General features: G+C 68.9%; 23 protein-coding genes. 5 read left to right on the top strand and 18 right to left on the bottom strand.

Annotated elements, in window-relative coordinates; genetic code table 11:
* Positions 1 to 3: 3 nt before the first annotated feature.
* The 6 genes from BPODLACK_RS04875 to BPODLACK_RS04850 all read right to left on the bottom strand — a co-directional run bounded on the left by BPODLACK_RS04875 (position 4) and on the right by BPODLACK_RS04850 (position 7,153).
* A complete protein-coding gene (locus BPODLACK_RS04875) occupies positions 4 to 780 on the bottom strand; it encodes an NRDE family protein (RefSeq protein WP_024498454.1) in 777 nt (258 codons plus the stop codon).
* Between the two features lie 6 nt (positions 781 to 786).
* Entirely contained in the window at positions 787 to 2,310 is a 1,524-nt protein-coding gene (locus BPODLACK_RS04870; protein ID WP_024498453.1) for a putative nucleotidyltransferase substrate binding domain-containing protein, read from the bottom strand.
* 99 nt (positions 2,311 to 2,409) lie between these two features.
* Positions 2,410 to 4,698: a polyribonucleotide nucleotidyltransferase gene (locus BPODLACK_RS04865; protein WP_006436420.1), complete on the bottom strand. Its 2,289-nt coding sequence runs from the start codon at positions 4,696 to 4,698 to the stop codon at positions 2,410 to 2,412.
* Positions 4,699 to 5,164: 466 nt separating this feature from the next.
* Positions 5,165 to 5,434 (bottom strand): 30S ribosomal protein S15, encoded by a 270-nt coding sequence (gene rpsO / locus BPODLACK_RS04860; protein ID WP_006436419.1) that lies wholly within the window; start codon positions 5,432 to 5,434, stop codon positions 5,165 to 5,167.
* 85 nt (positions 5,435 to 5,519) lie between these two features.
* A complete protein-coding gene (locus BPODLACK_RS04855; RefSeq protein ID WP_024498452.1) occupies positions 5,520 to 6,185 on the bottom strand; it encodes a hypothetical protein in 666 nt (221 codons plus the stop codon).
* The gene (locus BPODLACK_RS04850; protein ID WP_081712412.1) at positions 6,182 to 7,153 is read right to left on the bottom strand and encodes a bifunctional riboflavin kinase/FAD synthetase; all 972 of its coding nucleotides are present in this window, start codon (positions 7,151 to 7,153) and stop codon (positions 6,182 to 6,184) included. The genes BPODLACK_RS04855 and BPODLACK_RS04850 overlap by 4 nt, the downstream gene beginning before the upstream one ends.
* A gap of 117 nt (positions 7,154 to 7,270) precedes the next feature.
* On the opposite strand from BPODLACK_RS04850, the gene BPODLACK_RS04845 reads away from it, so the two are divergent.
* Entirely contained in the window at positions 7,271 to 7,960 is a 690-nt protein-coding gene (locus tag BPODLACK_RS04845; RefSeq protein ID WP_006436416.1) for a metal-dependent transcriptional regulator, read from the top strand.
* Here the strand turns inward: BPODLACK_RS04845 and truB are convergent.
* Genes truB through BPODLACK_RS04830 form a run of 3 tightly spaced genes read right to left on the bottom strand, consistent with a single transcriptional unit; the run spans position 7,957 to position 10,520 of the window.
* Entirely contained in the window at positions 7,957 to 8,877 is a 921-nt protein-coding gene (truB, locus tag BPODLACK_RS04840) for a tRNA pseudouridine(55) synthase TruB (protein ID WP_024498449.1), read from the bottom strand. The two genes, BPODLACK_RS04845 and truB, sit on opposite strands and share 4 nt — an antisense overlap.
* Complete coding sequence (locus tag BPODLACK_RS04835; protein WP_024498448.1) at positions 8,878 to 9,534, bottom strand: 4'-phosphopantetheinyl transferase family protein; 657 nt, start codon at positions 9,532 to 9,534, stop codon at positions 8,878 to 8,880.
* Positions 9,531 to 10,520, bottom strand: coding sequence for a metallophosphoesterase family protein (locus BPODLACK_RS04830; RefSeq protein ID WP_024498447.1), 990 nt, complete (start codon positions 10,518 to 10,520; stop codon positions 9,531 to 9,533). The genes BPODLACK_RS04835 and BPODLACK_RS04830 overlap by 4 nt, the downstream gene beginning before the upstream one ends.
* A 108-nt stretch (positions 10,521 to 10,628) precedes the next feature.
* Between BPODLACK_RS04830 and BPODLACK_RS04825 the strand changes: the two genes are divergently transcribed.
* Positions 10,629 to 11,408 (top strand): hypothetical protein, encoded by a 780-nt coding sequence (locus BPODLACK_RS04825; RefSeq protein WP_232513104.1) that lies wholly within the window; start codon positions 10,629 to 10,631, stop codon positions 11,406 to 11,408.
* Between the two features lie 17 nt (positions 11,409 to 11,425).
* Here the strand turns inward: BPODLACK_RS04825 and BPODLACK_RS04820 are convergent, their stop codons facing one another.
* The 7 genes from BPODLACK_RS04820 to rimP all read right to left on the bottom strand — a co-directional run bounded on the left by BPODLACK_RS04820 (position 11,426) and on the right by rimP (position 19,301).
* The gene (locus BPODLACK_RS04820) at positions 11,426 to 12,742 is read right to left on the bottom strand and encodes an MATE family efflux transporter (RefSeq protein WP_375295609.1); all 1,317 of its coding nucleotides are present in this window, start codon (positions 12,740 to 12,742) and stop codon (positions 11,426 to 11,428) included.
* 23 nt (positions 12,743 to 12,765) lie between these two features.
* The gene (locus tag BPODLACK_RS23435; protein WP_024498443.1) at positions 12,766 to 13,722 is read right to left on the bottom strand and encodes a DHH family phosphoesterase; all 957 of its coding nucleotides are present in this window, start codon (positions 13,720 to 13,722) and stop codon (positions 12,766 to 12,768) included.
* Complete coding sequence (gene rbfA / locus BPODLACK_RS04810) at positions 13,719 to 14,168, bottom strand: 30S ribosome-binding factor RbfA (RefSeq protein WP_006436409.1); 450 nt, start codon at positions 14,166 to 14,168, stop codon at positions 13,719 to 13,721. The genes BPODLACK_RS23435 and rbfA overlap by 4 nt, the downstream gene beginning before the upstream one ends.
* Positions 14,169 to 14,275: 107 nt before the next feature.
* Positions 14,276 to 17,161 (bottom strand): translation initiation factor IF-2, encoded by a 2,886-nt coding sequence (gene infB / locus BPODLACK_RS04805; protein WP_024498442.1) that lies wholly within the window; start codon positions 17,159 to 17,161, stop codon positions 14,276 to 14,278.
* A 132-nt stretch (positions 17,162 to 17,293) separates the two neighbouring features.
* Positions 17,294 to 17,548, bottom strand: coding sequence for a YlxR family protein (locus BPODLACK_RS04800; RefSeq protein ID WP_024498441.1), 255 nt, complete (start codon positions 17,546 to 17,548; stop codon positions 17,294 to 17,296).
* A 103-nt stretch (positions 17,549 to 17,651) separates the two neighbouring features.
* Entirely contained in the window at positions 17,652 to 18,662 is a 1,011-nt protein-coding gene (gene nusA, locus BPODLACK_RS04795; RefSeq protein ID WP_006436405.1) for a transcription termination factor NusA, read from the bottom strand.
* A 69-nt stretch (positions 18,663 to 18,731) separates the two neighbouring features.
* Positions 18,732 to 19,301, bottom strand: coding sequence for a ribosome maturation factor RimP (rimP, locus tag BPODLACK_RS04790; RefSeq protein ID WP_024498440.1), 570 nt, complete (start codon positions 19,299 to 19,301; stop codon positions 18,732 to 18,734).
* 115 nt (positions 19,302 to 19,416) lie between these two features.
* Between rimP and BPODLACK_RS04785 the strand changes: the two genes are divergently transcribed.
* On the top strand, positions 19,417 to 19,920 hold the full coding sequence (locus BPODLACK_RS04785) for a hypothetical protein (RefSeq protein ID WP_051349600.1): 504 nt from the start codon (positions 19,417 to 19,419) through the stop codon (positions 19,918 to 19,920).
* On the top strand, positions 19,917 to 20,387 hold the full coding sequence (locus BPODLACK_RS04780; protein WP_024498438.1) for a ferritin-like domain-containing protein: 471 nt from the start codon (positions 19,917 to 19,919) through the stop codon (positions 20,385 to 20,387). Before BPODLACK_RS04785 ends, BPODLACK_RS04780 begins: the two co-directional genes overlap by 4 nt.
* A 3-nt stretch (positions 20,388 to 20,390) precedes the next feature.
* On the opposite strand, the gene BPODLACK_RS04775 is transcribed toward BPODLACK_RS04780, so the two are convergent.
* A complete protein-coding gene (locus BPODLACK_RS04775) occupies positions 20,391 to 22,121 on the bottom strand; it encodes a proline--tRNA ligase (RefSeq protein WP_024498437.1) in 1,731 nt (576 codons plus the stop codon).
* Here BPODLACK_RS04775 and yaaA point away from each other — a divergent pair.
* Positions 22,120 to 22,902, top strand: coding sequence for a peroxide stress protein YaaA (yaaA, locus tag BPODLACK_RS04770; RefSeq protein ID WP_193748662.1), 783 nt, complete (start codon positions 22,120 to 22,122; stop codon positions 22,900 to 22,902). The genes BPODLACK_RS04775 and yaaA overlap by 2 nt on opposite strands.
* Before the next feature lie 7 nt (positions 22,903 to 22,909).
* Here the strand turns inward: yaaA and BPODLACK_RS04765 are convergent.
* A partial coding sequence (locus BPODLACK_RS04765) for an MFS transporter (protein WP_236577605.1) occupies positions 22,910 to 24,057 on the bottom strand: 1,148 nt, incomplete at its 5' end.

Raw genomic sequence — 24,057 nt, 5'->3', positions numbered from 1 at the left:
AGTTCAAAACCTGAGCGTGGTGGTCCCTCGCCGCTTCCCGCGCCACCCGTAGCGGCGTTCGGTGATCTCGCCGTGGCCGTCGTAGCCGATGCGCAGCACGGTCGACGCCCTCGTGCCGTAACCCGGGATGTTGATGAACTTCGACGACAGGGCCGCCTCGAACTCGGGTCCGACACCGGTGTCGGGCAGACGCACCGGATCGGGCCGGTCCTGGTCGGCCAGCATCGCGAAGTAGTCCTCGTCGGAGGCACCGCCGGCGATCAGGTCGCGCAGCGCAGCAGTACCGTCGACGACCTTCGGCCAGTCGTTGTCGAGCGCACCGTTGGACACGCCGTGCACACCGTCGGCGACCCGTTCGGCGTGCGGGTGCGGTCGGTTCGTCACCCACCAGAGGTCGTCGGCGTCCCCGTTGGTCCCGGTGTCACCGACGAGCAGGTTCACCGGGTCGTAGTCGGCGGCCTGTTCGACGACGCGGTCGGCGAACACCTTCGGGTCATCGCCACCGCCGAGGAAGTCCACCGGCAGCTGCCCACGTGAACGGACGCCCGTGCGTTCCGGCGGACCGACCCGCACGTTCGTCACCATCGCCACACGGCCGGGCACCTCCGCGGAGACACCCAACCAGGTGCCGCCGGCCAGCGCATCGCGTCCGGCCATGATCGGCAGGTCATCCCATCGGGACAGCGCATACGTGCGTCGCCGGTGATACTCGTCGCGGTTGGCCGCGACGATCAGACGATGCTCGGGATGCGCATTCCACGCGAAGAGGATCAGGCACATGGCATCTCAGTTCACCTGGTAGTGGCTCATACCGGCCATTCTGCGCTGGACGCCGGCGATCTCCCGCACCGCCTGGGCCACCAGGCTCCGGTCGAGCGGAGACAGCCGCTTCATCTCCAGGACGTCGGTCGGCGTCTCACCCTGATCGAACTGCGCCACCTGGTACCGCAACCGCACCCGTTGCAGGACGTCGAACACCTCCATCAGCGTCGCTGCATCGCCGGTCGGCAGCAATGCACTGCCCGCGGCGGCCTGCAGCCGTGCCCGCGTGTTCACCTCGGTGGATTCGACGCTCAGTGCCGCCCACCGGGCGATGTTGATCAGCGGAGTCAGCGCATGGGTCTTCAGGTCGAGGGTCCCGCCGCGCCGCGTCAGGACATCGCGCATCGACCGCAGCCGCGCCTTGGTCGACAACGACTCCGCCAGCAGTAGACGCATGGTGCGCGGATCGGCACGCAATGCGCCGATGATCTCGACTCCCGGTGTCGGCGTGGTCGATTCCCGACGTGAACCGGACAGTTCCCGACGCGACGCAAACAGGGGCCGGCCATCGAGGATCAGCGAGGTGAAGATCATCCCCTTGTTCGCCAGCGGCTCGTCGATCCAGCCGCGCGCCGCCGTCTGCCACTGGGCGCGGGTCCGCGAGAACAGGGGCTTCGATGCGACCGCCCCGTTGGTGTCGACGGTCAGCCCGGCACCGCGGAGCAGGTCGTCCAGCTTCTCGAACGCCGTGCGATGGGCGTCGAGGTCAGAACTGCCGAGAGCGTCGTCGAACACCACCGCCGAGTCGACATCGGAACTCAGCACCGGTTCCCGGCGCGCGTTGCTGCCGAGCGACAACCACGTGTAGGCAGCGGGATCGACGCCGGGATGCGGATCGACGACCAATGCCAGGCCCCGCACCACGACGGCGTCGACGATGAGCGATGCGACCCGGGTGACCTCGTGTGCCGGCCGGTCCCGTCGCACGAGATCGGCGACCAGCTGCGGTAGCCGGCGGGCGTGCTCCTGTAGTTCCCCGACCGTCTGCGACCGCGAGATCTGTTCGCGCAGCGGCATACTCGCGCCCGCAGGGTCGGCGACGAAGTCCCCGGCGCCGACTACACCGAGCACCGCCCCGGCGGCATCGCAGACCGGGATGACCGCGAGGTCGCGGTCGACGAGTTCGGTGAGGGCGTCGACCGGCGCCGTCCGGGAGTCGACGACGAACGCCGGACCGTCGATGACCTCACCCACCGGGGTGTCGATGCTTCGTCCGGCGCCGACGACCCGCGCCCGGATGTCGGCGTCGGTGAGCAGCCCGTGGCTCCCCGGTCCGTGTCCGCCCGGTCCTTGTCCAGCGTCGGACAACGGGATCACCACGTAATCCTGACCGCGTTCGGTCATCAGCACCGCGGCCTGCCGCACGGTCATGTCGGCCCGCCCGATCACCGGTGCGGTCCGCAGCAGATCCGCCACGGTTCGCGCGGAAGGTGTGCGCTGCGCGTCGCGGCGGTGCGCGACGGTCAACTGGTCGGACGGACCGTTCATCCCTCGGATGATAGGCGGACGCGGCCGAGAGTCGAAGACGACACCGGGCCCGCCGTCCGTGATGGACGACGGGCCCGGTGTGGGTTCGATCAGAACGGATCAGGCGTCGGCGGTGGCCGCTTCGGCAGCCGCGGCCTCGGCCTTGTCTGCGTCGTCGTCGACCGGGACGAGACTGATCTTGCCGCGCTCGTCGATGTCGGCGATCTCCACGCGGAGCTTGGAGCCCACGTTCACGACGTCCTCGACCTTGTTGACGCGCTTGCCCTTACCGAGCTTCGAGATGTGAACGAGGCCGTCGCGACCCGGCAGCAGCGACACGAACGCACCGAACGCGGTGGTCTTGACGACGGTGCCGAGGAAACGCTCGCCGACCTTGGGCAGCTGCGGGTTGGCGATCGCGTTGATGCGGTCGATCGCCGCCTGCGCCTTGACGCCATCCGAGGCGCCGACGAACACGGTGCCGTCGTCCTCGATGGAGATGTTGGCGCCGGTCTCCTCGGTGATGCCGTTGATCGTCTTGCCCTTGGGGCCGATCAGTTCGCCGATCTTGTCCATCGGGATCTTGATGGTGGTGATCCGCGGTGCGAACGGGCTCATCTCGTCGGGCTCGTCGATGGCTTCGGCCATGACGTCGAGGATGGTCAGCCGCGCATCCTTGGCCTGGCTGAGCGCACCCGCGAGCACCGGCGAGGGGATGCCGTCGAGCTTGGTGTCGAGCTGCAGGGCGGTCACGAAGTCCTTGGTGCCCGCGACCTTGAAGTCCATGTCGCCGAAGGCGTCTTCGGCGCCGAGGATGTCGGTCAGTGCGACATAACGGGTTTCGCCGTCGACGGTGTCGGAGACGAGGCCCATGGCGATCCCGGCGACCGGGGCGCGCAGCGGCACACCGGCGTTGAGCAGCGACATGGTCGAGGCGCAGACCGAACCCATCGAGGTGGAACCGTTGGAGCCCAACGCCTCCGAGACCTGACGGATCGCGTACGGGAAGTCCTCGACGCTCGGGAGCACCGGCATCAGGGCACGCTCGGCGAGCGCTCCGTGGCCGATCTCGCGACGCTTGGGCGAACCGACGCGGCCGGTCTCACCGGTCGAGTACGGCGGGAAGTTGTAGTGGTGCATGTACCGCTTGGACGTCTCGGGTCCGAGCGAGTCGACCTGCTGTGCCATCTTCACCATGTCGAGGGTGGTGACGCCCATGATCTGGGTCTCGCCACGCTCGAACAGCGCACTGCCGTGGGCGCGCGGGATCACGCCGACCTCGGCGGAGAGTGCACGGATGTCGGTGATGCCGCGACCGTCGATGCGGAAGTGGTCGGTCAGGATGCGCTGGCGCACCAGCTTCTTGGTCAGCGAACGGTAGGCGCCGCCGATCTCCTTCTCACGACCCTCGAACTGCTCGCCGAGCTGGGCGAGGATGTCGGCCTTGAGCTCGTCGGTCTTGTCGTCGCGCTCCTGCTTGCCGGCGATCGTCAGGATCTCCGCGAGGCGCTCGGTGCCGGCGGCGGCGACGGCCTCGTAGACGTCGTCCTGGTACGGCGGGTACAGCGGGAACTCGCCGGTGTCCTTGGCAGCGGCCGCGGCCAGCGACTTCTGCGCCTCGCACAGGCGGGCGATGAACGGCTTGGCGGCCTCGAGGCCCTCGGCGACGATGGCCTCGGTCGGTGCCTGCGCGCCACCGGCGATCAGGTCGATGACGTTGTCGGTCGCCTCGGCCTCGACCATCATGATCGCGACGTCGGCGGTGTCGCCTTCACCGCTCACGATGCGGCCCGCGACGACCATGTCGAACACGGCACCTTCGAGCTGCTCGACGGTCGGGAACGCGACCCACTGACCGGCCTTGTTCTCCTCGGTCGGGATGAGCGCGACGCGCACGCCACCCACCGGGCCGGAGAACGGCAGACCCGCGAGCTGGGTCGACGCCGACGCGGCATTGATGGCCACGACGTCGTAGAGGTCGTCCGGGTTGAGCGACAGCACGGTCACGACGACCTGGATCTCGTTGCGGAGACCGTCGACGAAGGACGGGCGCAGCGGGCGGTCGATCAGGCGGCAGGTCAGGATCGCGTCGGTCGACGGACGACCCTCGCGACGGAAGAACGACCCGGGGATGCGGCCGGCGGCGTACATCCGCTCCTCGACGTCCACGGTCAGCGGGAAGAAGTCGAAGTGCTCCTTCGGGTGCTTCGACGCCGTGGTGGTCGAGAGCAGCATGTTCTCGTCATCGAGGTAGGCGGTCACCGAACCGGCGGCCTGCAGGGCGAGACGTCCGGTCTCGAACCGGATCGTGCGGGTGCCGAAGCTCCCGTTGTCGATGATCGCGGTGGCCTCGGTGATCGCGTCGTCGTACTCGTCGGTGAAGTCTTCGGTGGTGGTCACATCTGTCATGTGGGGTGGAATCCCTTCGTAGCGGCTGCCGTAAGCGGCCGTCATGATGCGCGGCCACTCAGACATGGCCGCTTGTGCGGTTGAGGGTGGTCATCGCGAGGTGCGCAGCGTGCACCGATGCCGGTGCAGTCGTGCTGTCGAACTCGTCGCACGCGCGGATCGGACCGACCCAGAACGCGCCGAGAAAACACGGCAGCGGGTGAATGGCGCGACGTGTTCGCGCCCGGCTGAGTGCTCAGACGGCCTTCGATCGAAGCGGCCGGAACCTTTGCTCCGGCGGCCACTACCGAGGACCGATCTGGCTCGTCGTCACGCACTGCCATCAGTTCACGGCAACGATCCGTCTGTCAGCCTATCACCGCGTGCTGTCAATACCTCAATATGACGAGCCCGCACACAGACGAAACCGGCCACCTCCCCGATGGGAGGTGGCCGGTCGGCAAGTCTGTTCCGCGCAGGTCCGCGATCAGCGACGCAGGCCGAGACGCTCGATGAGCGAACGGTAGCGGTTGATGTCGACCTTGGCGACGTACTTCAGCAGGCGACGACGACGGCCGACGAGCAGCAGCAGACCGCGACGGCTGTGGTGGTCGTGCTTGTGCTGCTTGAGGTGCTCGGTCAGGTCGACGATGCGCTTGGTCAGCAGCGCGACCTGGGCCTCAGGCGAACCGGTGTCGGTCTCGTGCAGACCGTATTCGGTGAGGATTTCCTTCTTCTGCTCGGCAGTCAATGCCATGGAGATACTCCTGTTTCTCAGTGCCGCGTCTGGAAGAGAACCACTGGTGTGCCACCGCGGACTGCAGCAACACCGACTGATCAGGCTACCTGTCGCCCGGTGCGGACCCAAATCCGTGGATGCTCAGGGCCGCATCGCGGCCGAGCCACCACCACACCAGTGCGACCGCGATGACGCCGATGAGGGCGCCGACGACGATCGCGATCGCGAGGAGGCGACGGGCCGCTCCGGCGGACTCGCGACCGGTGAGCGACACACCGACCAGGCCGAGGACGACCGAGGTCAGAGCGGCGGCGAGCATCAGGAACAACCCGGCGGTCGGTTCACCGACGTCGGCGGCCGCCGACGTCGCCCCGATCTGGCCCAGCGGCAGCGTCAGACCGAGAGGCCGCACGGGTACCGCACCGGCCATGACGACGACGCCCACACCGGCCCCGGCGACCAGGGCGAAACCCGGATGAGGCGCCCCCACCCGACGCACGACGGCGAACAGGGCCAGGAGACCACCGATGATGATGAGAAGGCCGAGTGCGGTGGTGAACCACCCCAGCGTCAGCTGGGTTCCGAGTGTCTGCGCGTAGTGCCCGTTGTGAACCCCGAAACCGTTCGGGTTGAGCGGTGCGAGCCCCACCGAACCGAGGTCGACCCACTCCATGAAGGTGGCGGCCACGACCACCAGGCCCAGCACGACCGACGCGAGGGCCGCGGCGACCGCCGAGGTCTGCGCGCCACCTGTGCGCGGTGTACTCACGGCGTCTCGGCCGCCGCCAGGATCTCCCTGGTCTTCGCCACGTCGTCGCCCATGGCGGTGACGAGGTCGTCGATCCCGTCGAACTGGACCATGCCGCGGATGCGGTGCACGAAGTCCACGGCCACGTGCTGGCCGTAGAGGTCGGCGTTCTTGTCCAGGACGAAGGCCTCGACGGTGCGGGTGCGCCCGGAGAAGGTCGGGTTGGTGCCCACCGACACCGCCGCCTGGTACCGCTCTCCCGGCAGCACCTCGCCGACGGCCGGTCCCACGCCCAGGATCGTGAACCACGCGGCGTACACGCCGTCGGCGGGGATCGCGGCGTACATCGGCGGCGCGACGTTCGCGGTCGGGTACCCGAGATCGCGTCCCCGGCCGTCCCCACGCACCACGACGCCCTCCACCCGGTGCGGGCGGCCGAGCGCCTCGGCGGCGCGGTCCATGTCACCGGCCGCGACGCAGGAACGGATGTAGGTCGACGAGTAGGTCACCGCGTGTTCGCCGAACAGTGAGATGGCCTGCACCTCGAAGCCGAACTTGGCGCCCAGCTCGGTCAGTTTCGCGACGTCGCCGGCGGCCTTGCGCCCGAAGGTGAAGTTGTCCCCCACCACGACGTCGGCGGCATGCAGTGTCTCCACGAGGATGTCGTGGGCGAAGTCCTTGGGCGAGCGCGCGGCGAGTTCCGGGGTGAACGGCATGACGCAGAAGACGTCGATCCCCAGTTCCTCGGCCAGCTCCGCCCGTCGCGTCAGCGTGGTCAGTTGCGGCGGATGGGATCCCGGCCGCACGACCTCCGACGGATGCGGGTCGAAGGTCATCAGCACGGACGGCACCCCGTGCTCTTTGGCCGCCTTCGTGGCGGCATGGATCAGTTCGGCATGCCCACGGTGCACACCGTCGAAGACACCGATGGTGACCACGCACCGTCCCCAGTCCGCGGGGATGTCATCAAGACCTCGCCATCGCAACACGCGACCAGCCTACGGGCAGCACCAGTTCCAAACCACCACCGCCACACGCCTACGAGCGGACGGGGTGTCGACGACGAGATGTCGGCGAGCAGACAAGGTGACGCTAAGCTCATACCCATGCCCAGGGGATCAGACCGTCCGGTGACCGAACTGTCACAGGTCACCCAGGACTATCTGAAGGTCATCTGGACCAGCCAGGAGTGGGAAGACGTCAAGGTCACGACCAAGCTGCTGGCCCAGTCCCTCGGAGTGTCCCCGTCGACGGCCTCGGAGGCCATCCGCAAACTCGCCGATCAGGGCCTGGTCTCCCATGAGCCCTACGGCGCGGTGACGCTGACCGACGAGGGCCGCGAGGCGGCGATCCTGATGGTGCGGCGCCACCGTCTCCTCGAGACCTTCCTCGTCCGCGAACTCGGATACCGCTGGGACGAGGTGCACGACGAGGCCGAGATCCTCGAACACGCCGTCTCGGATCGGCTGATGGCCCGGCTCGACGCGAAACTCGGCTTCCCCGACCGGGATCCGCACGGCGACCCGATCCCCGCACTCGACGGTTCGATCCCCACACCCGCCGCGGCACTGCTCGCCGACCTCGAGGTCGGGGCGTCGGGATGCATCGCCCGCATCTCCGACACCGACCCGGAGATGCTCCGCTACTTCGACGAGGTCGGCGTGGCCCTCGACCGTGTCGTCACCGTCGCCGAGAAGCGGCCCTTCGCCGGCACCATCTCGGTATCCCTCGACGACGCGACGCCGATCGACCTCGGCGACATCGCCGCGCGCGCGATCTTCGTCGTCCCGCGCTAGCGCAGGGTGGCCGGACGCACCACCATCACCGAACCCGCCCGGCGGCCCTTCTCCTGGATGAGCGCGATGGCCTGCTCGTGCGGGTCGACGACCACGTAGACGCCCTTCATGCCGATCGGCTCGAGCCATCGTCCCTGGCTGATGGATTCGGCCTCGTCGTCGCTGATGTCGCGGCGGGGGAAGGACAGCTTCACCGCCTCGTCGATGTCGAGGCTGACGCGGCCGTCCTCGCGGACCTCGTCGAGCGTGCGGGCGTGTTCGAGGGTGAAGGGCCCCACGGCGGTGCGCCGCAACGCGGTCAGATGCCCACCGACGCCGAGCGCGGCACCGAGATCGCGCGCGAGCGACCGGATGTAGGTGCCCGACGAACAGTCCACCGCGACATCGAGATCCACGACGCCCGCGGTGTCGTTGTCGGTGTCCCCCGCACGCCGCGTGGCCAGAACGTCGAATCGTGACACGGTGACCGGCCGGGCCTGCAGGTCGAACTCGGCGCCGGTGCGGACGAGTGCATGCGCGCGCCGGCCGTCGACCTTGATCGCCGAGACCTTCGCCGGAACCTGCTGGATGTCGCCGGTGAGATCGGCGACGGCCGAGGCGATCTCGTCGTCGGTGACACCGGAGGCGTCCGCGGTGGTGAGGATCTCGCCCTCGCGGTCGTCCGTGGTGGTCGAGGCACCGAGCCGGATGGTCGCGGTGTAGGACTTGGTGGTCAGCGACAGCAGACCGAGAAGCTTTGTCGCCCTCTCGATCCCGACGACGAGGACGCCGGTGGCCATCGGGTCGAGGGTGCCGGCGTGACCGACCCGGCGGGTGTCGAAGATCTTGCGGCATCGCGAGACGACATCGTGGCTGGTGATCCCGGCCTGCTTGTCCACGATGAGCAGACCGGCCTTCTCGATGGTTGCGTCGGCCATTCAGACCATCGCGATCGTCGTGGTGATGATGCCCCGCTCGACGAGCCAACGGCCGTGGAACTCAAGCACCGGCGCACCGCCGTCGGCCGCGGCCGGGTCGATGAGGATGCGGGAGATGAACGTCCCGGACGTCTCCGCGGTCTGTTCGAAGGTGATCAGGGCGTCCTCGAAACCCAGCCACCGCTTGGTGATCGGGAACCACGCCTTGTAGGTGGCCTCCTTGGCGCAGAACAGCAACCGGTCCCAGTGCAGGCCGGACGGACGGGTCGCCAGGACCTCACGTTCGGCGGGCAGGCTGGTGTGCTCGAGCACGCCGTCGGGCAACGCGTCGTGCGGTTCGGCGTCCATGCCGAGGGATCGCACGCCCATCGAGTGGGCGACGATCGCCGCGCGGTAGCCGTCGCAGTGCGTGAGACTGCCCACGATGCCGGCCGGCCAGATCGGAGCGCCTTTGTCCCCCTTGAGGATCGGCACCGGCTCGTAACCCAACTCCGCCAGCGCCTGCCGCGCACAGTGACGGGCGGTGGTGAACTCGCGGCGACGCTTCTCGACGGCCTTGCCGATGAGCGCCTGCTCGGCGGGCATCAGGGTCAGTCCGGGCGGATCGTCGAACGCCTCCGCCGAGGCGACCCCGGATGGAAGGAGTTGTTCGATCACCGGTCGTCCTTTCCTGCTTGCCGTTCCACCTGCCGGGTCCGGCGCTCTGCCTGCCGCTGCTCCACACGCGCGCGGAATTCCGCGGCTCGCTCGGCATAGTCGGGCGGCAGGTCGAAGCGCACCCCGTGCTCAGGCAGATCGGTCTCGCCGAGACCATCACCGGGCACGATGTTGCGCATCAACGGATTCGGCAGGCCGCGCCGCTTCCACTCACGCGGATAGCCGACCGACACCTCCTCGAACCGGATGCCGTCATACCAGGTCGTCCGCGGGATGTGCAGGTGCCCGTACACGCAGCACGCGGCGTTGAACTCGGTGTGCCATTCGGCGGTCAGCTCGCTGCCGCACCACAGCGCGAACTCCGGGTAGATGAGCGCATCGCACGGTTCGCGGCGCAACGGCCAGTGGTTGATGAGGACCGTCTTCTCCGACGGATCGAGCGCCTGCAAGCGGCGGCGGGTGATCTCGATGCGTGCCCGGCCCCAGGCGTCGCGGGTCGGGAACGGCTCGGGTGAGAGCAGGAACTCGTCGGTCGCCACCACGTTGCGTTCGCGCGCCAGCGCCAGCGCGGTGAGCTTGTTGGCGGTGCCCTCCGGCCGGAACGTGTAGTCGTACAGCAGGAACATCGGGACCACCCGGACCGGCTCGCCGCCGTCGCCGGGATCGAACAGCGGATAGATGTCCTCGGGGGTCACCACACCGATGTCGCGGCACGCCTGCACCAGATAGTCGTACCGGGCGACACCGAACACCTGCAGCGGGTCCTTGGCCGTGGTGTACAACTCGTGATTGCCCGGGACCCAGATGACGGTGTGGAAACGGGTCCGCAGGCGGCGGAGCGTGTCGACGATGTCGTCGGTGCGTTCGGCGACGTCACCGGCCACGATGAGCCAGTCCTCCGGCGACGTCGGCCGGATGTCGTCGATGATGTGCTCGTTGCCCCGATGGGCGACGTGCAGATCGCTGATCGCCCACAAAGTTGCCACGAGGATCCATCGTGCCAGAGGTCGTGATCACTCCGTGCCGGGGGCGGTCTCACGTGGGACGATCGAACGGTGGTAGGCAATCGAGGACCTTGGTGGGTGCAGGCGCTGGTGAGTACCGCGATCCTCGTCGCGTTCACCGTCGCCCTCGTGATGTCGCTCTACGCCCTGGATTCGGCGGGCACCGACTCCTGGGCTCGATTCGGCGCGTCGGCAGTCGTGCCGTTCGTGTTCCTGCTGATCACGGCGGCGTGGGCGCGCAGCGGTCTGCGCCTTGCGCTCGTGCTACCCGTGGGACTGCTCCTCCTGGCTCTGGAACGGGTCGCGATCCTCCCCTTCTATCTCGACTCGTCCGTGATCGCCGACTGGAATGCGCGAGTACTCGAAGCGGCGGCGATGGCGAACATCGCCCTGTTCGACAGCGGCGTCGTCATCGTCTGGTCCATCGCCCGGCGACGGTCGGCAGCCACCTGGCTGGGCGTGATCCCGGCGGCCGGGGTGCTTTCCCTGGGGACGTGGGCGATCTACTTCCATCAGCCCGACTTCGGCGCGGACCTCACGAGCGGGGGCACCCTGCCCCTCGGCTACCACGTGGGCGTGGTGACGTTCGAGATCGCGTTCGTGCTCGCGGCGATCCTGATCCTGTGGGCATGCGACGGCATCGGCCTCGCCACGCGGAAACCCCGGGCGGCAGGCGCACCCGCGGCCGCGGCGAGCGTCGAGGACCATCGCGCCACCCAGCTGTACCGGACGCAGGCCCATCAGATCGACCAGCGGGAGACGGAACGGTATCCCGTGTCACCGCCGCCGCTCGCTCAGCCCCCGCGGCGTCCCGACGACCCGTCGTTCCGCACCACGCAGATCAGGCGTCCCGGCGACGAGCAGCGCTGAGCAGGGACGAGGTCAGGTCAAGCGGGTACGACCCCTGCCTGCCGCCACCGGCCGGAACGAATACGCCACACGACGGTCGCGAGCCGGATGACCATGAAGACCACCAGGCCGGACCACACGCCGGCCAGGCCCCAGTCGAAGATCAGCGACAGCCAGATCAGCGGCAGGAACCCGACGAGCGCACCGGTCAGTGTCGCGGTGCGCAGGAAGGCGGCGTCGCCACTGCCGAGGAGCACGCCGTCGAGGGCGAAGACCACGCCGGCGATCGGCAGCATGCCGACGAAGAACCACCAGGGCACCCCGATGGCGTCGAGCACGGCGTCGTCGGTGGTGAAGATGCGCGGGATGAGCGTCGCACCGGCGGCGAAGACGGCGGCCATCGCGGTCGCGGCGACCACCGACACCCCGGTCACGCGGCGGGCCACGGCGTCGGCGATCGTCAGGCGACCACCGCCGAGCGCGGCACCGACGAGTGCCTGGGCGGCGATCGCGACCGAGTCGAGGAACAGCGCCATGAACTCCCAGAGCTGCAGTACGAGCTGATGGGCCGCGACCTGTGCGACGCCGAACCGGGCGGCCACCGCGGCGGCCGAGACGAAACAGATCTGGAACGAGAGACTGCGCACGATCAGATCGCGTGCCATCGCGAGCTGGGCGACGATGATCGGACGGTCCGGTCGGAACCCCTGCGACTCCCCTGACGCCTCGCGGATCACCCGCACCGCGAACAGCATGCCCGTGACCCCTTGCCCGATCACGTTCGCGACGGCGCTACCCGGAAGGCCGAGACGCGGAAACGGTCCGATGCCGTGCACGAGGCCGACGACCAGAACCGCCGCGAGCGACAGCCCGATGACCACGTAGAAGACCGGCCGGCGCGTGTCCTGCACGCCGCGCATCCAGCCGTTGCCGGCCATCGACAGCAGGATCAGCGGCACCCCGAACATCGCGATCCGCAACCAGTGTGCGGCGTCGGCGGCCACCGCGGCCGAATCCGGCGACGATGCGCCGACGAGCAACCTCATGACCGCGGGCGCGAGCGGATAGGCGACCGCGACGATCACCACACCGACGGCGACCGCGATCCAGCTGGCCTGGACGCCCTCGTGCACCGCACCGGCCCGATCACCCGCGCCGAACCTGCGCGCCGCACGGGCCGTGGTGCCGTACGACAGGAAGGTGAGCTGGGTGCTGACGATCGAGAGGACCAGCGTTCCGACGCCGAGCGCGGCGAGCTGCTCGCCGCCGAGACGACCGACGACCGCGAGGTCGAGAAGCAGGTAGAGCGGTGGTGCGATCAGGACCGCGAGCGCCGAGACGGTCAGCGTCGCGATCCGCGCGACACCCGCATCATCGCTCAGAGCGACTCCAACAATCTCGCGACCACCTCGTCGGCGGTGCCGGTGTCGCTGTAACCGGACGCCTGCCGATGTCCGCCGCCGCCATGGGCGCGGGCGATCGGAACGAGGTCGACGACGTCCTTGGACCGCAGCGACACCGTCCAGACGCCGGGCGCACTCTCTTTGAACACCGCGGCCACCTCGGCGTCGCGGGCGGTCCGGATGGTGTCCACGACGCTCTCGGACTCTTCCCAGCTCATTCCGGCGAGGGCCCGCTGGTCGACGATCGCGTAGACGAGTCCCTCGCCGTTGCACGCCGACGGGACCAGCTTCGCCGACGCCAGCACGTCCGACATCATGGCGAACCACTCGAACGGATGCGAATCGAAGAGGATGCGGCTCCACTTGCGTGCGTCGACGCCGGTCTCCAGCAGGCGCGCCGCGATCCGGAAGGACTGCGGTCGGGCCCAGCGGAAGGACCCGGTGTCGGTGGTCAGCCCGGCGTAGATACAGGTGGCGATGTCGGCGTCGAGATCGACCCCGAGTTCGTCGAGGACGTCGAGCACGAGGACCGACGTGCAGTCGGCGGCCGGGTCGATGAGATCGAGGTCGCCGAAACCGGGATTCGACGCGTGATGGTCGATGGTGATCGAGGTGTCGGCCGCACTGAAGACGGCGCCCAGCGAGTCGAGGCGCTCGAGGTTCGCGGCATCGACCGACACCACCACCGGGTGCCCGATCACCTGGTTCGGTGAACACAGGAGCTTGCTGCCGGGCAGACCGCCGAGCGATGCCGGTAGCTGTTCGGCACCGGGATAGGACACCTCGACGTCGACGCCACGCCGGTCGAGGGCCAGTCCCAGTGCGAGACCGCTGCCGATCGTGTCCGCATCCGGGCGGACGTGACAGCAGATGGTCACCGCCGATGCGGTCGCCAGCTCTGCGGCGATCGCGGCACTCGCCGAAGCGTTCACTCGTCGTCGCCGGCGTCGTCTGCCGAACGGTAGGGATCGGCGTCACCGGCCGGTGACGCCTCTGCCCGACGCCGTGCGACGAGTTCGTCGTTGGCGCGGGCGCGTGCGACGAGCTCCTCCATCTGACGAGCCGCGTCGGGCACCGTGTCGAGGACGAAACGCAGGGTCGGGGTGAAGCGGACGCCGGTTCCGGCACCGACCTTGGACCGCAGCACGCCGGTCGCCTTGGCCAGTCCGGCCGCGGCGGCGTCGTAGTCGGGTTCGGCGTCGATGGATTCACCCATCACCGTGTAGTAGACGGTCGCGTCGTGCAGATCATTGGTCACGCGGGTGTCGGTGACCGTCACGTAGGCCAGGCGCGGGTCCTTGATCTCGGAGGCGATCGCCGAGGCGACGATCGTCGAGATCCGCTTGGCCAGTCGCTGTGCCCGTGCTGGATCAGCCATCGGGAGTCCTTCCGTAAGCGGTGCCGTGCGCGCCGTCCCCTGGTCGGGAACGACGCGCACGGCAGCGGGTCGAGAGTTTTCTTACGAGAGCTCGGAGCCCACGCGCATCAGTCGCGCGGCTTCTCCTGCAGCTCGTAGGTCTCGATCACGTCGTCCACCTTGATGTCCGAGTAGGTCAGCGTGAGACCACATTCGTAGCCTTCGCGAACCTCGGTGGCATCGTCCTTCTCGCGCTTGAGCGAGGACACGGTGAGGTTCTCGGCGACCACGACGTTGTCACGCAGCAGGCGCGCCTTCGCGTTGCGGCGCATGATGCCCGACTGGACGAGGCAACCGGCGATGTTGCCGACCTTCGACGACTTGAAGATGGCGCGGATCTCGGCGCGGCCGAGCTCCACCTCTTCGTAGATCGGCTTGAGCATGCCCTTGAGCGCGCTCTCGATCTCGTCGATGGCCTGGTAGATCACCGAGTAGTACCGGATGTCGACACCCTCGCGGTTGGCCAGCTCGGTGGCCTTGCCCTCCGCGCGGACATTGAAGCCGATGATGATCGCATCCGATGCCGCCGCCAGGTTGACGTTGGTCTCGGTGACACCACCGACACCGCGGTCGATGATGCGCAGCGACACCTCGTCGCCCATCTCGATACCCAGCAGGGCCTCTTCGAGGGCCTCGACCGTACCCGAGTTGTCACCCTTGAGGATGAGGTTGAGCTGGCTGGTCTCCTTGAGAGCCGAATCCAGGTCTTCCAGGCTGATCCGCTTGCGGCTGCGCGCGGCCAGCGCGTTGCGCTTGCGCGCGTTGCGACGGTCGGCGATCTGCCGGGCGATGCGGTCCTCCTCGACCACGAGCAGGTTGTCACCTGCACCGGGGACCGAGGTGAAACCGATGACCTGGACCGGACGCGACGGCAGTGCCTCGGGGACGTCCTCGCCGTGCTCGTCGACCATGCGACGGACACGACCGTAGGCGTCACCGGCGACGATCGAGTCGCCGACGCGGAGGGTGCCGCGCTGGACCAGCACGGTCGCCACCGGGCCACGGCCGCGGTCGAGGTGCGCCTCGATGGCGACACCCTGGGCATCCATGTCCGGGTTGGCACGCAGGTCGAGCGATGCGTCCGCGGTGAGCAGCACGGCCTCGAGCAGTGCGTCGATGTTCTCGCCCTGCTTGGCCGAGATGTCGACGAACATCGCGTCGCCGCCGTACTCCTCGGGCACCAGACCGTACTCGGTCAGCTGTCCGCGGATCTTCTGCGGATCCGCACCTTCCTTGTCGATCTTGTTCACCGCGACCACGATCGGGACGTCGGCCGCCTGGGCGTGGTTGACCGCTTCCACCGTCTGCGGCATGACGCCGTCGTCGGCCGCGACCACGAGGATCGCGATGTCGGTCGCCTTCGCGCCACGGGCACGCATGGCGGTGAACGCCTCGTGACCCGGGGTATCGATGAACGTGATCAGGCGATCCTCACCGTTGAGGTGGGTGTTCACCTGGTAGGCACCGATGTGCTGCGTGATACCGCCGGCCTCGCCCTCGCGGACGTTCGCCTTACGGATCGTGTCGAGCAGTCGGGTCTTACCGTGATCGACGTGGCCCATGACGGTGACCACCGGCGGGCGCTGTTCGAGATCTTCCTCGCCGCCCTCGTCCTCGCCATAGGTGAGGTCGAAGCTGCCGAGCAGCTCGCGGTCCTCGTCCTCCGGGCTGACGACCTGGACGCGGTAGTTCATCTCCGAGCCCAGCAGCTCGAGCGTCTCGTCGTTGACCGACTCGGTCGCCGTCACCATCTCGCCGAGGTTGAACAGCGCCTGGACCAGCGATGCCGGGTTGGCGTCGATCTTGTCGGCGAAGTCGGAGAGCGAGGCACCACGTGCGAGACGGATGATCTCGCCGTTGCCGCGCGGCAGCCGGACGCCACCGACGGCCGGTGCTTGCATGCTCTCGTACTCGGCGCGTTTTGCGCGCTTCGACTTGCGACCCTTGCGGGGGGCGCCGCCGGGACGACCGAACGCACCGGCTGCACCGCCGCGGCCACGACCGCCGCCGCCACCGGGACGACCGCGGAAGCCACCACCTGCGGGTGCACCGGGTGCGCCGCCGCCACCGGGTCCGCCGCGGTAACCGCCGCCGCCGGCGCCTCCGCCACGGCCGCCGCCGGCACCGCCGCGACCACCCGGACGGGCGTCAGGACGCGCCGCGCGCGAGGGCATCGCGCCGGGGCTGGGGCGAGGGGGCATGTTGCCCGGGTTGGGACGCGGACCACCCTGGCCGGGTGCGGGACGACCGCCACCGGGACGGGGTCCGCCCTGGCCGGCGGGACCGGGACGACCGCCACCGGGACGCGGACCGCCCTGGCCGGGGCCGGGACGAGCCGCCGGGCGCGGCGCGGGAGCCGGGGCCGACGAATACGGGTTGTTGCCGACGCGCGGAGCACGCGGGCCGGGCTTGGGGCCGGGACGGGGACCCGGGGCCTTGGTCGGCGGCGTGGGAGCTGCCGACGCGGCCGGGGCCGCAGGTGCCGGTGCCGGCTTGGGACCGCCTGGGGCGGGGGCCGGACTGGGACGCTCGGCCGCAGCCGGTGCGGGGGTCTCGACCGGGGCTGGACCCGGCTTCGGGCCGCCCGGCTTGGGTGCGCCGGTCTGGGGTGCGCCGGTCTGGGGTGCGCCGGTCTGGGGCGCGGTGGACTGGGGTCCCGGGGTGGGACGACCCGCCGCCGGCGCTGCCGGGGCGGCTCCGGGCTTCGGCGCACCGGACGGCTTGGGTCCGGGCTTGGCCGACTGGCGAGGACCGGGTGCCGACGACGAACCGCCGTCCTTGCTCACCCCGTCCTTGCCTGGGAATGATTCACGCAGTCGACGGGCCACTGGGGCCTCTACCGTCGACGACGCCGATTTGACGAACTCGCCCTGTTCTTTAAGGCGCTCGAGCACCTGCTTGCTCGTCACGCCGAGCTCTTTGGCCAGTTCGTGCACGCGGGCTTTGCCTGCCACTGCTCTCCTTTGTTGGAGGCCAAGCGGCTAACCCGCTACGGCCTCGATTTATGTCCGGTACATGCTCATCGTGGGGACTTCACGGTGTGCTCATGTCTTCTGCAACCTGTTCCGGCTCCGAGGAGCCATCTTTTAGTGGGTGATCACGCCGAGCTGTTCGGCGAGATCTTCCGGGTCCGCGGTCAGACCGGGGGTCCGGAGTGCCGCGGCGAAGGCCCTGCGTCGCGTCGCGACAGAGATGCACTCCGCCCTCGCATGCAACCAAGCGCCACGTCCCGGCATGGTCTTCGCGGGATCGACCACGAGGCCGGTGGTGTCGTCACACTTCTGCGCGACGACGCGTACCAACTCGGTGATCTCTGCCCGTTGCCGACAACCGACACACATCCGGACGGGCCTGTGGTTGGTTGACGTGCGGGGGGCGGAACGCTGAACCATCGATCAGTCTAGCGCGATCGTGCCGGTCGCGAACAATCGGCTGTCACACGCGTCACTCGGCGGCTCCTTCGACCGCAGGCGCGGCGTCGGAGCGGATGTCGATCCGCCAACCGGTCAGCCGGGCGGCCAACCGGGCATTCTGCCCTTCCTTGCCGATGGCGAGGGAGAGCTGATAGTCGGGGACGACGACGCGGGCCGCCTTCGCGGCCGCGTCGACCACGGTGACCGATACAACCTTCGCAGGCGACAGCGCATTCCCCACGAACACCCCGGGATCGGTGTCGTAGTCGATGATGTCGATCTTCTCGCCGGCGAGTTCGCTCATCACGTTGCGCACGCGCTGTCCCATCGGGCCGATACAGGCACCCTTGGCGTTGAGCCCGGCCACACCGGTGTGCACGGCGATCTTGGAGCGGTGGCCGGCCTCGCGGGCGACCGCGACGATCTCGACCGAGCCGTCCTCGATCTCGGGCACCTCGAGTGAGAACAGCTTGCGGACCAGGTTCGGATGGGTTCGCGAGAGCGTGATCTGGGGTCCGCGGGGGCCGCGGCTCACGCCGACGACGTAGCACTTGATGCGGTCACCGTGGGTGTAGACCTCGCCGGGCACCTGCTCGGCGGGCGGGATGACGCCCTCGGTGCTGTTGGCGTCGCTGCCGATCTGGACCACGACCATGCCGCGGGCGTTGGCGCGGGAGTCCTGCTGGACGACGCCGCCGACGATTTCACCCTCGTGGGCGACGAGGTCACCGAAGTTCTTCTCGTTCTCCGCGTCGCGCAGCCGCTGCAGAATGACCTGGCGCGCGGTGGTGGCCGCGATCCGGCCGAAGCCCTCGGGGGTGTCGTCCCACTCGTGGACGACGTCGCCGTTCTGGTCGACCTCCTGCGCCATCACCCGGACGGCACCCGACTTGCGGTTGATGTCGACCCGCGCGTGCGGCGCGAAGCCGTCGGTGTGACGGTAGGCGGTCAGCAGGGCGGTCTCGATGGCGGTGATGACCGTCTCGATCGAGATGCCCTTGTCGGCCTCGATCATGCGCAGTGCGCCGATGTCGATGTTCATGCGATCTGGCTCCTATTCACTTGTCCCCCGCTTTTCACTTGTCGCTGCAGTTCTCTCGTCAGTGGTTGTTCAGTTGTTCAGTTGCGTCCGGTCTCGCGCCCGCCGGCGTTCGATCTCGTCGGCGTCGAGGCCGCAGAGTTCGAGTTCGGTCACGCTCGGCTGCGAGAAGTCGACCTGCACGACCGCTGTCGTCACCGCGTCGAGCGGGATGGACTCGACCGCGATCCGCCCGCGGTGGTTCATCACGATCTCGACGGTCTCGCCGGTGAGCTTGCCGATGCGGCCCGTCACGGAGCGGGCCTCACTCCCCTCCCGCGCGGCCACGTCGACGGCGACGCGGCGACCGGCGTTGCGGCGCCAGTGGCGCGGAAGAGTCAGCGGGCGGTCGACCCCCGGCGAGGTCACCTCGAGGACGTAGGGGTCGCCTTCGGCGAGTTCGGGAACCGCGTCGAGGACCTCGGAGATCCGGTTGGACAGGTCGGCGAGGACGTCGAGGTCGCTGCCGCCGTCGCGGTCGACGACGATCGTCAGTTCGTCCTGGCCGTCGCGCCGGTTGACGGTGACGTCCTCGAGGTCGAAACCTTGCTCTGCGACAAGCTTTTCGACGAGTTCACTCACCTGCGGCGGGCTGATCGGCATGCCACTCCCCTCGTCTTCAGTTGTCGGGCCGTGCCTGGTTTCGCACGTCGTTGCCTGACACATCCTAGTGGATCGACGGGCATGCCCCGACCACCTCGGTTTCGCGGCTGGCATCATGTGTCGCGTGACCACATTGGATCGGCGCACCGTGCTGCGCGGCGGACTCGTTTTCGGGGTCGCGGTGGCCGGCCTGGGAGTCGTCGGCGTTGCAGGCTGCAGCACCGGACCGTCGGAGGAGACCGTCACCGCCGAGCGACTGGTACCCCTCGTGCGCAGCGCTCTCGCCGACGAGAAGAGCGCTCGCTCGCTCGCGACCGCCGAACCCGGGTATACGGCGGCGCTCACCGTCGTGGCCGATCAGCGCGCCGAGCATGCGCGGGCGCTGCGGGAGGAGATCATCCGTCTCGACCAGGAGGTCGCGGCGACCGTCGACGAGCCGCAACCCTCGACGTCACCCGCACCCGCCGCACCGCCGACCCTCGTGAGCCTGCGGGCCGAACTCGAGCGGTCGTCGGGCGAGGCCCGCAATGTGGCGATCTCCCTGTCCGGGTACCCGGCCGGACTGGTCGGATCGGTCGCGGCCGCCGTGACCTCGATGCGAGAGGTGCAACTGGCATGACCACACCCGTCCCGTCCCCGTCGCCCGTGGCCGACAGCGGCGATCCGCTCGCCGTCGCCGCCGACGCCGAGAACGCCGCGATCTTCGCCTACGGGGTGATCACCGCGTACGTCGCGGCCGCGCGTCGTCGCATGGTCGGCGACTACGCCGCCGAGCACCGTGCCCGTCGTGACGAGATCGACCGGACGATCTCCGCCGCCGGTGGCACCCCGCCGCTCGCCGCGGCGGGCTACACGCTCCCCGTGCAGGTCACCGATCCCGAATCCGCCGCACAGGCCGCACTCGCGGCCGAGGTGGACTGCACGACGGCATACCGGGCCCTGCTCGAGCAGGCCGATGACGAGGCCGGCCGCCGGATCGGCGTCGACGGCCTGTCGGACTGCGCGGTCCGCGCCGCCACCTGGCGGGCGCTGCTGCAGGAGACCCCGGTCACGGTCGCGTTCCCGGGGTCGCCTAACAGGGGCTGATTCTCAGGCGCGGGCGGCCGCGGCGATCGCGTCCACCGCCCCGTCGACGGCCACCTCCGTGGTCTCACCGGTGAAGCGGTCGCGGATCTCGATGGTGCCGTTGGCGTAACCGCGTCCCACCACCACCACCGTCGGCATGCCGAGGAGCTCGGCGTCCTTGAACTTCACGCCGGGCGACGCCTTGCGGTCGTCGAGGAGAACCTCGAGTCCGGCGGCATCGAGATCGGCGGCGAGTTGCTCGGCACCGGAGATCGCGGCCTCGTCTTTGTTCGCGATGACGAGGTGAACGGCGAACGGCGCCACGGTCTTCGGCCAGCGCAGTCCCTTGTCGTCGTGCGACTGCTCCGCGATGACCGCCACCAGACGTGACACGCCGACGCCGTAGGACCCCTGGGTCAGCCGGACCGGCTTGCCGTTCTCGCCCAGCACGTCGACCTCGAAGGCATCGGTGTACTTCTGGCCGAGCTGGAAGATGTGCCCGATCTCGATGCCCTTGGCGCTCACCAGCACTCCGGCGCCGTCCGGCGACGGATCGCCGTAGCGGACCTCCGCGGCCTCGACGGTGCCGTCGGGCGTGAAGTCACGGCCGGCGACGAGGCCGACGTAGTGGCGTCCGGGCTCGTCGGCACCGGTGATCCACGACGTGCCGTCGACCACACGGGGGTCGACGAGATAACGGATACCGTTGGCGGCCAGGGCCTTCGGTCCGATGTACCCCTTGACGAGGAACGGGTTGGCGGCGAAATCGGCGTCGGTGAGCAACTCGACCTCGGCCGGCTCGACGGATGCCTCGAGACGCTTCATGTCGACCTCGCGGTCACCGGGGACGCCGACGCCGACGATCTCCCAGTCCTTGCCCGGCGCACGCAGTTTCACCATCACGTTCTTGAGGGTGTCGGCCGCGGCGAACTCACCGTCGAGGGTCTCGTTCGCCCACGTCACCAAGGTCTCGATCGTCGAGGTGTCCGGGGTGTCGTGTGCCACGGCCTCGGGCAGGCCGTCGATCGGCTTCGGTTCGGGCGCACGCGTCACGACCGCCTCGACGTTCGCCGCGTAACCCGACTCCAGGCACCGCACGAAGGTGTCCTCGCCGACCTCGGATTCGGCCAGGAACTCCTCGGAGGCGCTGCCGCCCATCGCGCCGGACGTGGCAGAGACGATGACGTACTTGATCTGCAGGCGTTCGAAGATCTTCTGGTACGCCTCGCGATGCAGGTTGTAGGCCTTCTTGAGGCCGTCGTCGTCGAGGTCGAAGGAGTAGGCGTCCTTCATCACGAACTCGCGACCGCGGAGGATGCCCGCGCGGGGCCGTTCCTCGTCGCGGTACTTGGTCTGGATCTGGTACAGGATGACCGGCATGTCCTTGTAGGACGAGTACTCGCCCTTGACCAGCGTCGCGAAGAGTTCCTCGTGCGTGGGCCCGAGGAGCATGTCGGCACCCTTGCGGTCCTTGAGGCGGAACAGCGCGTCGCCGTATTCGGTCCAGCGGTTGGTCGCCTCGTACGGTTCACGCGGCAGCAGCGCCGGCAGCAGGATCTCCTGGCCGCCGATCGCGTTCATCTCCTCGCGCACCACGTTCTCGATGGCCTTGAGCACGCGCAGACCCAGCGGCAGCCAGGAGTAGACACCGGGCGCGACGCGGCGGACGTAGCCCGCTCTCACCAGCAGCTTGTGGCTGGGCACCTCGGCATCGGCCGGGTCGTCGCGCAGGGTCCGCAGGAACAGGGTCGACATGCGTGTGATCACGACAAACCAGCTTAGTTATGGTGTTCCGGTGCTCGTCATCCTGCCTCCCTCCGAGACCAAATCCGACGGTGGGCACGGGGCTCCCCTCGACCTGGACACCCTGTCCTTTCCCGAGCTGAACCCCGTCCGCAAACGGATCGGCGAGGCGATCGTCGACCTCGCCGGCGACCTCGACGCGAGCCGCTCGGCGCTCGGCCTGGGCGCCACCCAGCTCGCCGAGGTGGACCGCAACGCCGACCTGTGGCTCTCCCCCACCCGTCCCGCCATCGAGCGCTACACCGGCGTCCTCTACGACGCCCTCGACCACGCCTCGCTGACGAAGGCGGGCAAGACCAAGGCCACCGAACGGCTGGCCATCGCATCGGCACTGTTCGGTGTGGTGCGGGCCGCCGACGCGATCCCCGCCTACCGGCTCTCGGGCGGATCGAAGCTCCCCGGGATGGCGACGCTCGCGTCGATCTGGAAGCCGGAGCTCTCGCCCGCGCTGGACGCGGTCGACGACTTCGTCATCGATCTTCGTTCGGGTGTCTACCAGCAGCTGGGCCCCGTCCGCGGCGCGGTCACCGCAACGGTGATGACCGAACAGCCCGACGGCTCACGCAAGGTCGTGAGTCACTTCAACAAGCACTACAAGGGCCTGATGGCCCGCGAGCTGGTCCGCACGCGGCGGAACGTGCGGGACGTCAACGGACTGGCCGCCGTACTGTCCGACGCGGGAAAACGCGTCGAGATCGCCGCACCCGATCAGATCGTCGTGCTGACGGACTGATCGTCGGTTACTTGTCGACGCCCGCGTCGGCGGCCTCCTGGGCCGCCTGCCCCTCGGCGACCTGCTCAGGGGTGAACCGCATGAACAGGACCACGATCGCGGCGACGACCGCGATCCCGGCGCAGGCCGCGAAGGCGAGACCGTAACCCTCCGCCTGGGCCGCCAGCTGGGCGGGATTCATGGTCTCGACCGGTTCGGTGGTGCCGCCTTTAGACAGCGCCCGCGACGTCACCAGCGCACCGACCACGACCAGGCCGACAGCGCCGCCGAGGTTCTGGGCGACCTGTGCGAGGGCGGTCAGCGGACCGATCTCGTGGGGGCCGACGCCGGCGACCACGGACAGGGTCAGCGGGATCACCGCGAGCCCCACACCGAAGCCGATCACGACGACCGGGATGAAGATGCCCGGGAAGTAATCGGGCGCATCGGTGGCGATCGACGACGCATAGAAGCAGCCGGCGAGGATGACCGCACCGCCGACCAGGACCAGCCAGCGGGGCTGGACCATCAGGGCGAGTTTCGACGCGATCGCCGCGGCGATTCCGAGACCGAAGGCGAACGGGACGACCGCCAGACCGCTCTGGATCGGCGAGTACTTCAAGATGCCCTGCAGGTAGAGCGAGATGAAGACCGCCATGCACATCATGATCATGCTGGCGAACAGGATCGCCAGCAGTGCCGCGACGCGTGAGCTGTTGTCGAACAGGGAGAACGGCAGGATCGGGTTGGGAGCGCGGCGCTCGACGATCACGAAGGCGATGAGTGCCAGTGCGCCGAGCACGAACGAGACGATCACGACCGGCGAGTCCCACCCGTTGGGCCCCTCGTTGACGCCGAGCACCAGCAGGGTGCAGCCGAGGGTGCCGAGCACCGCGCCGGGGACGTCGAGGGGCAGCCGTTCCCCCTGCGACTCACGCAGCGCGAGCATCGCACCGATGACGACGACCAGTCCGATGGGCACGTTGATGAGGAACACGAGGCGCCACGACACCTCGGTCAGCACACCGCCGAGGATCAGTCCGGCCACCGAGCCGACACCCGTCATCGCCGCGTAGATCGCGAAGGCCTGGCTACGGGGTTTACCCGGCGCGAAGGTGGTCGCGACCAGCGCCATCGCGGTGGGCGCGGCCACCGCCGCCGACGCGCCCTGCAGCG

Source organism: Gordonia sp. YY1, assembly GCF_009872315.1.
Taxonomy (GTDB): Bacteria; Actinomycetota; Actinomycetes; order Mycobacteriales; family Mycobacteriaceae; genus Gordonia; species Gordonia amicalis.
This window is presented reverse-complemented; position numbering and strand designations above follow the sequence as displayed.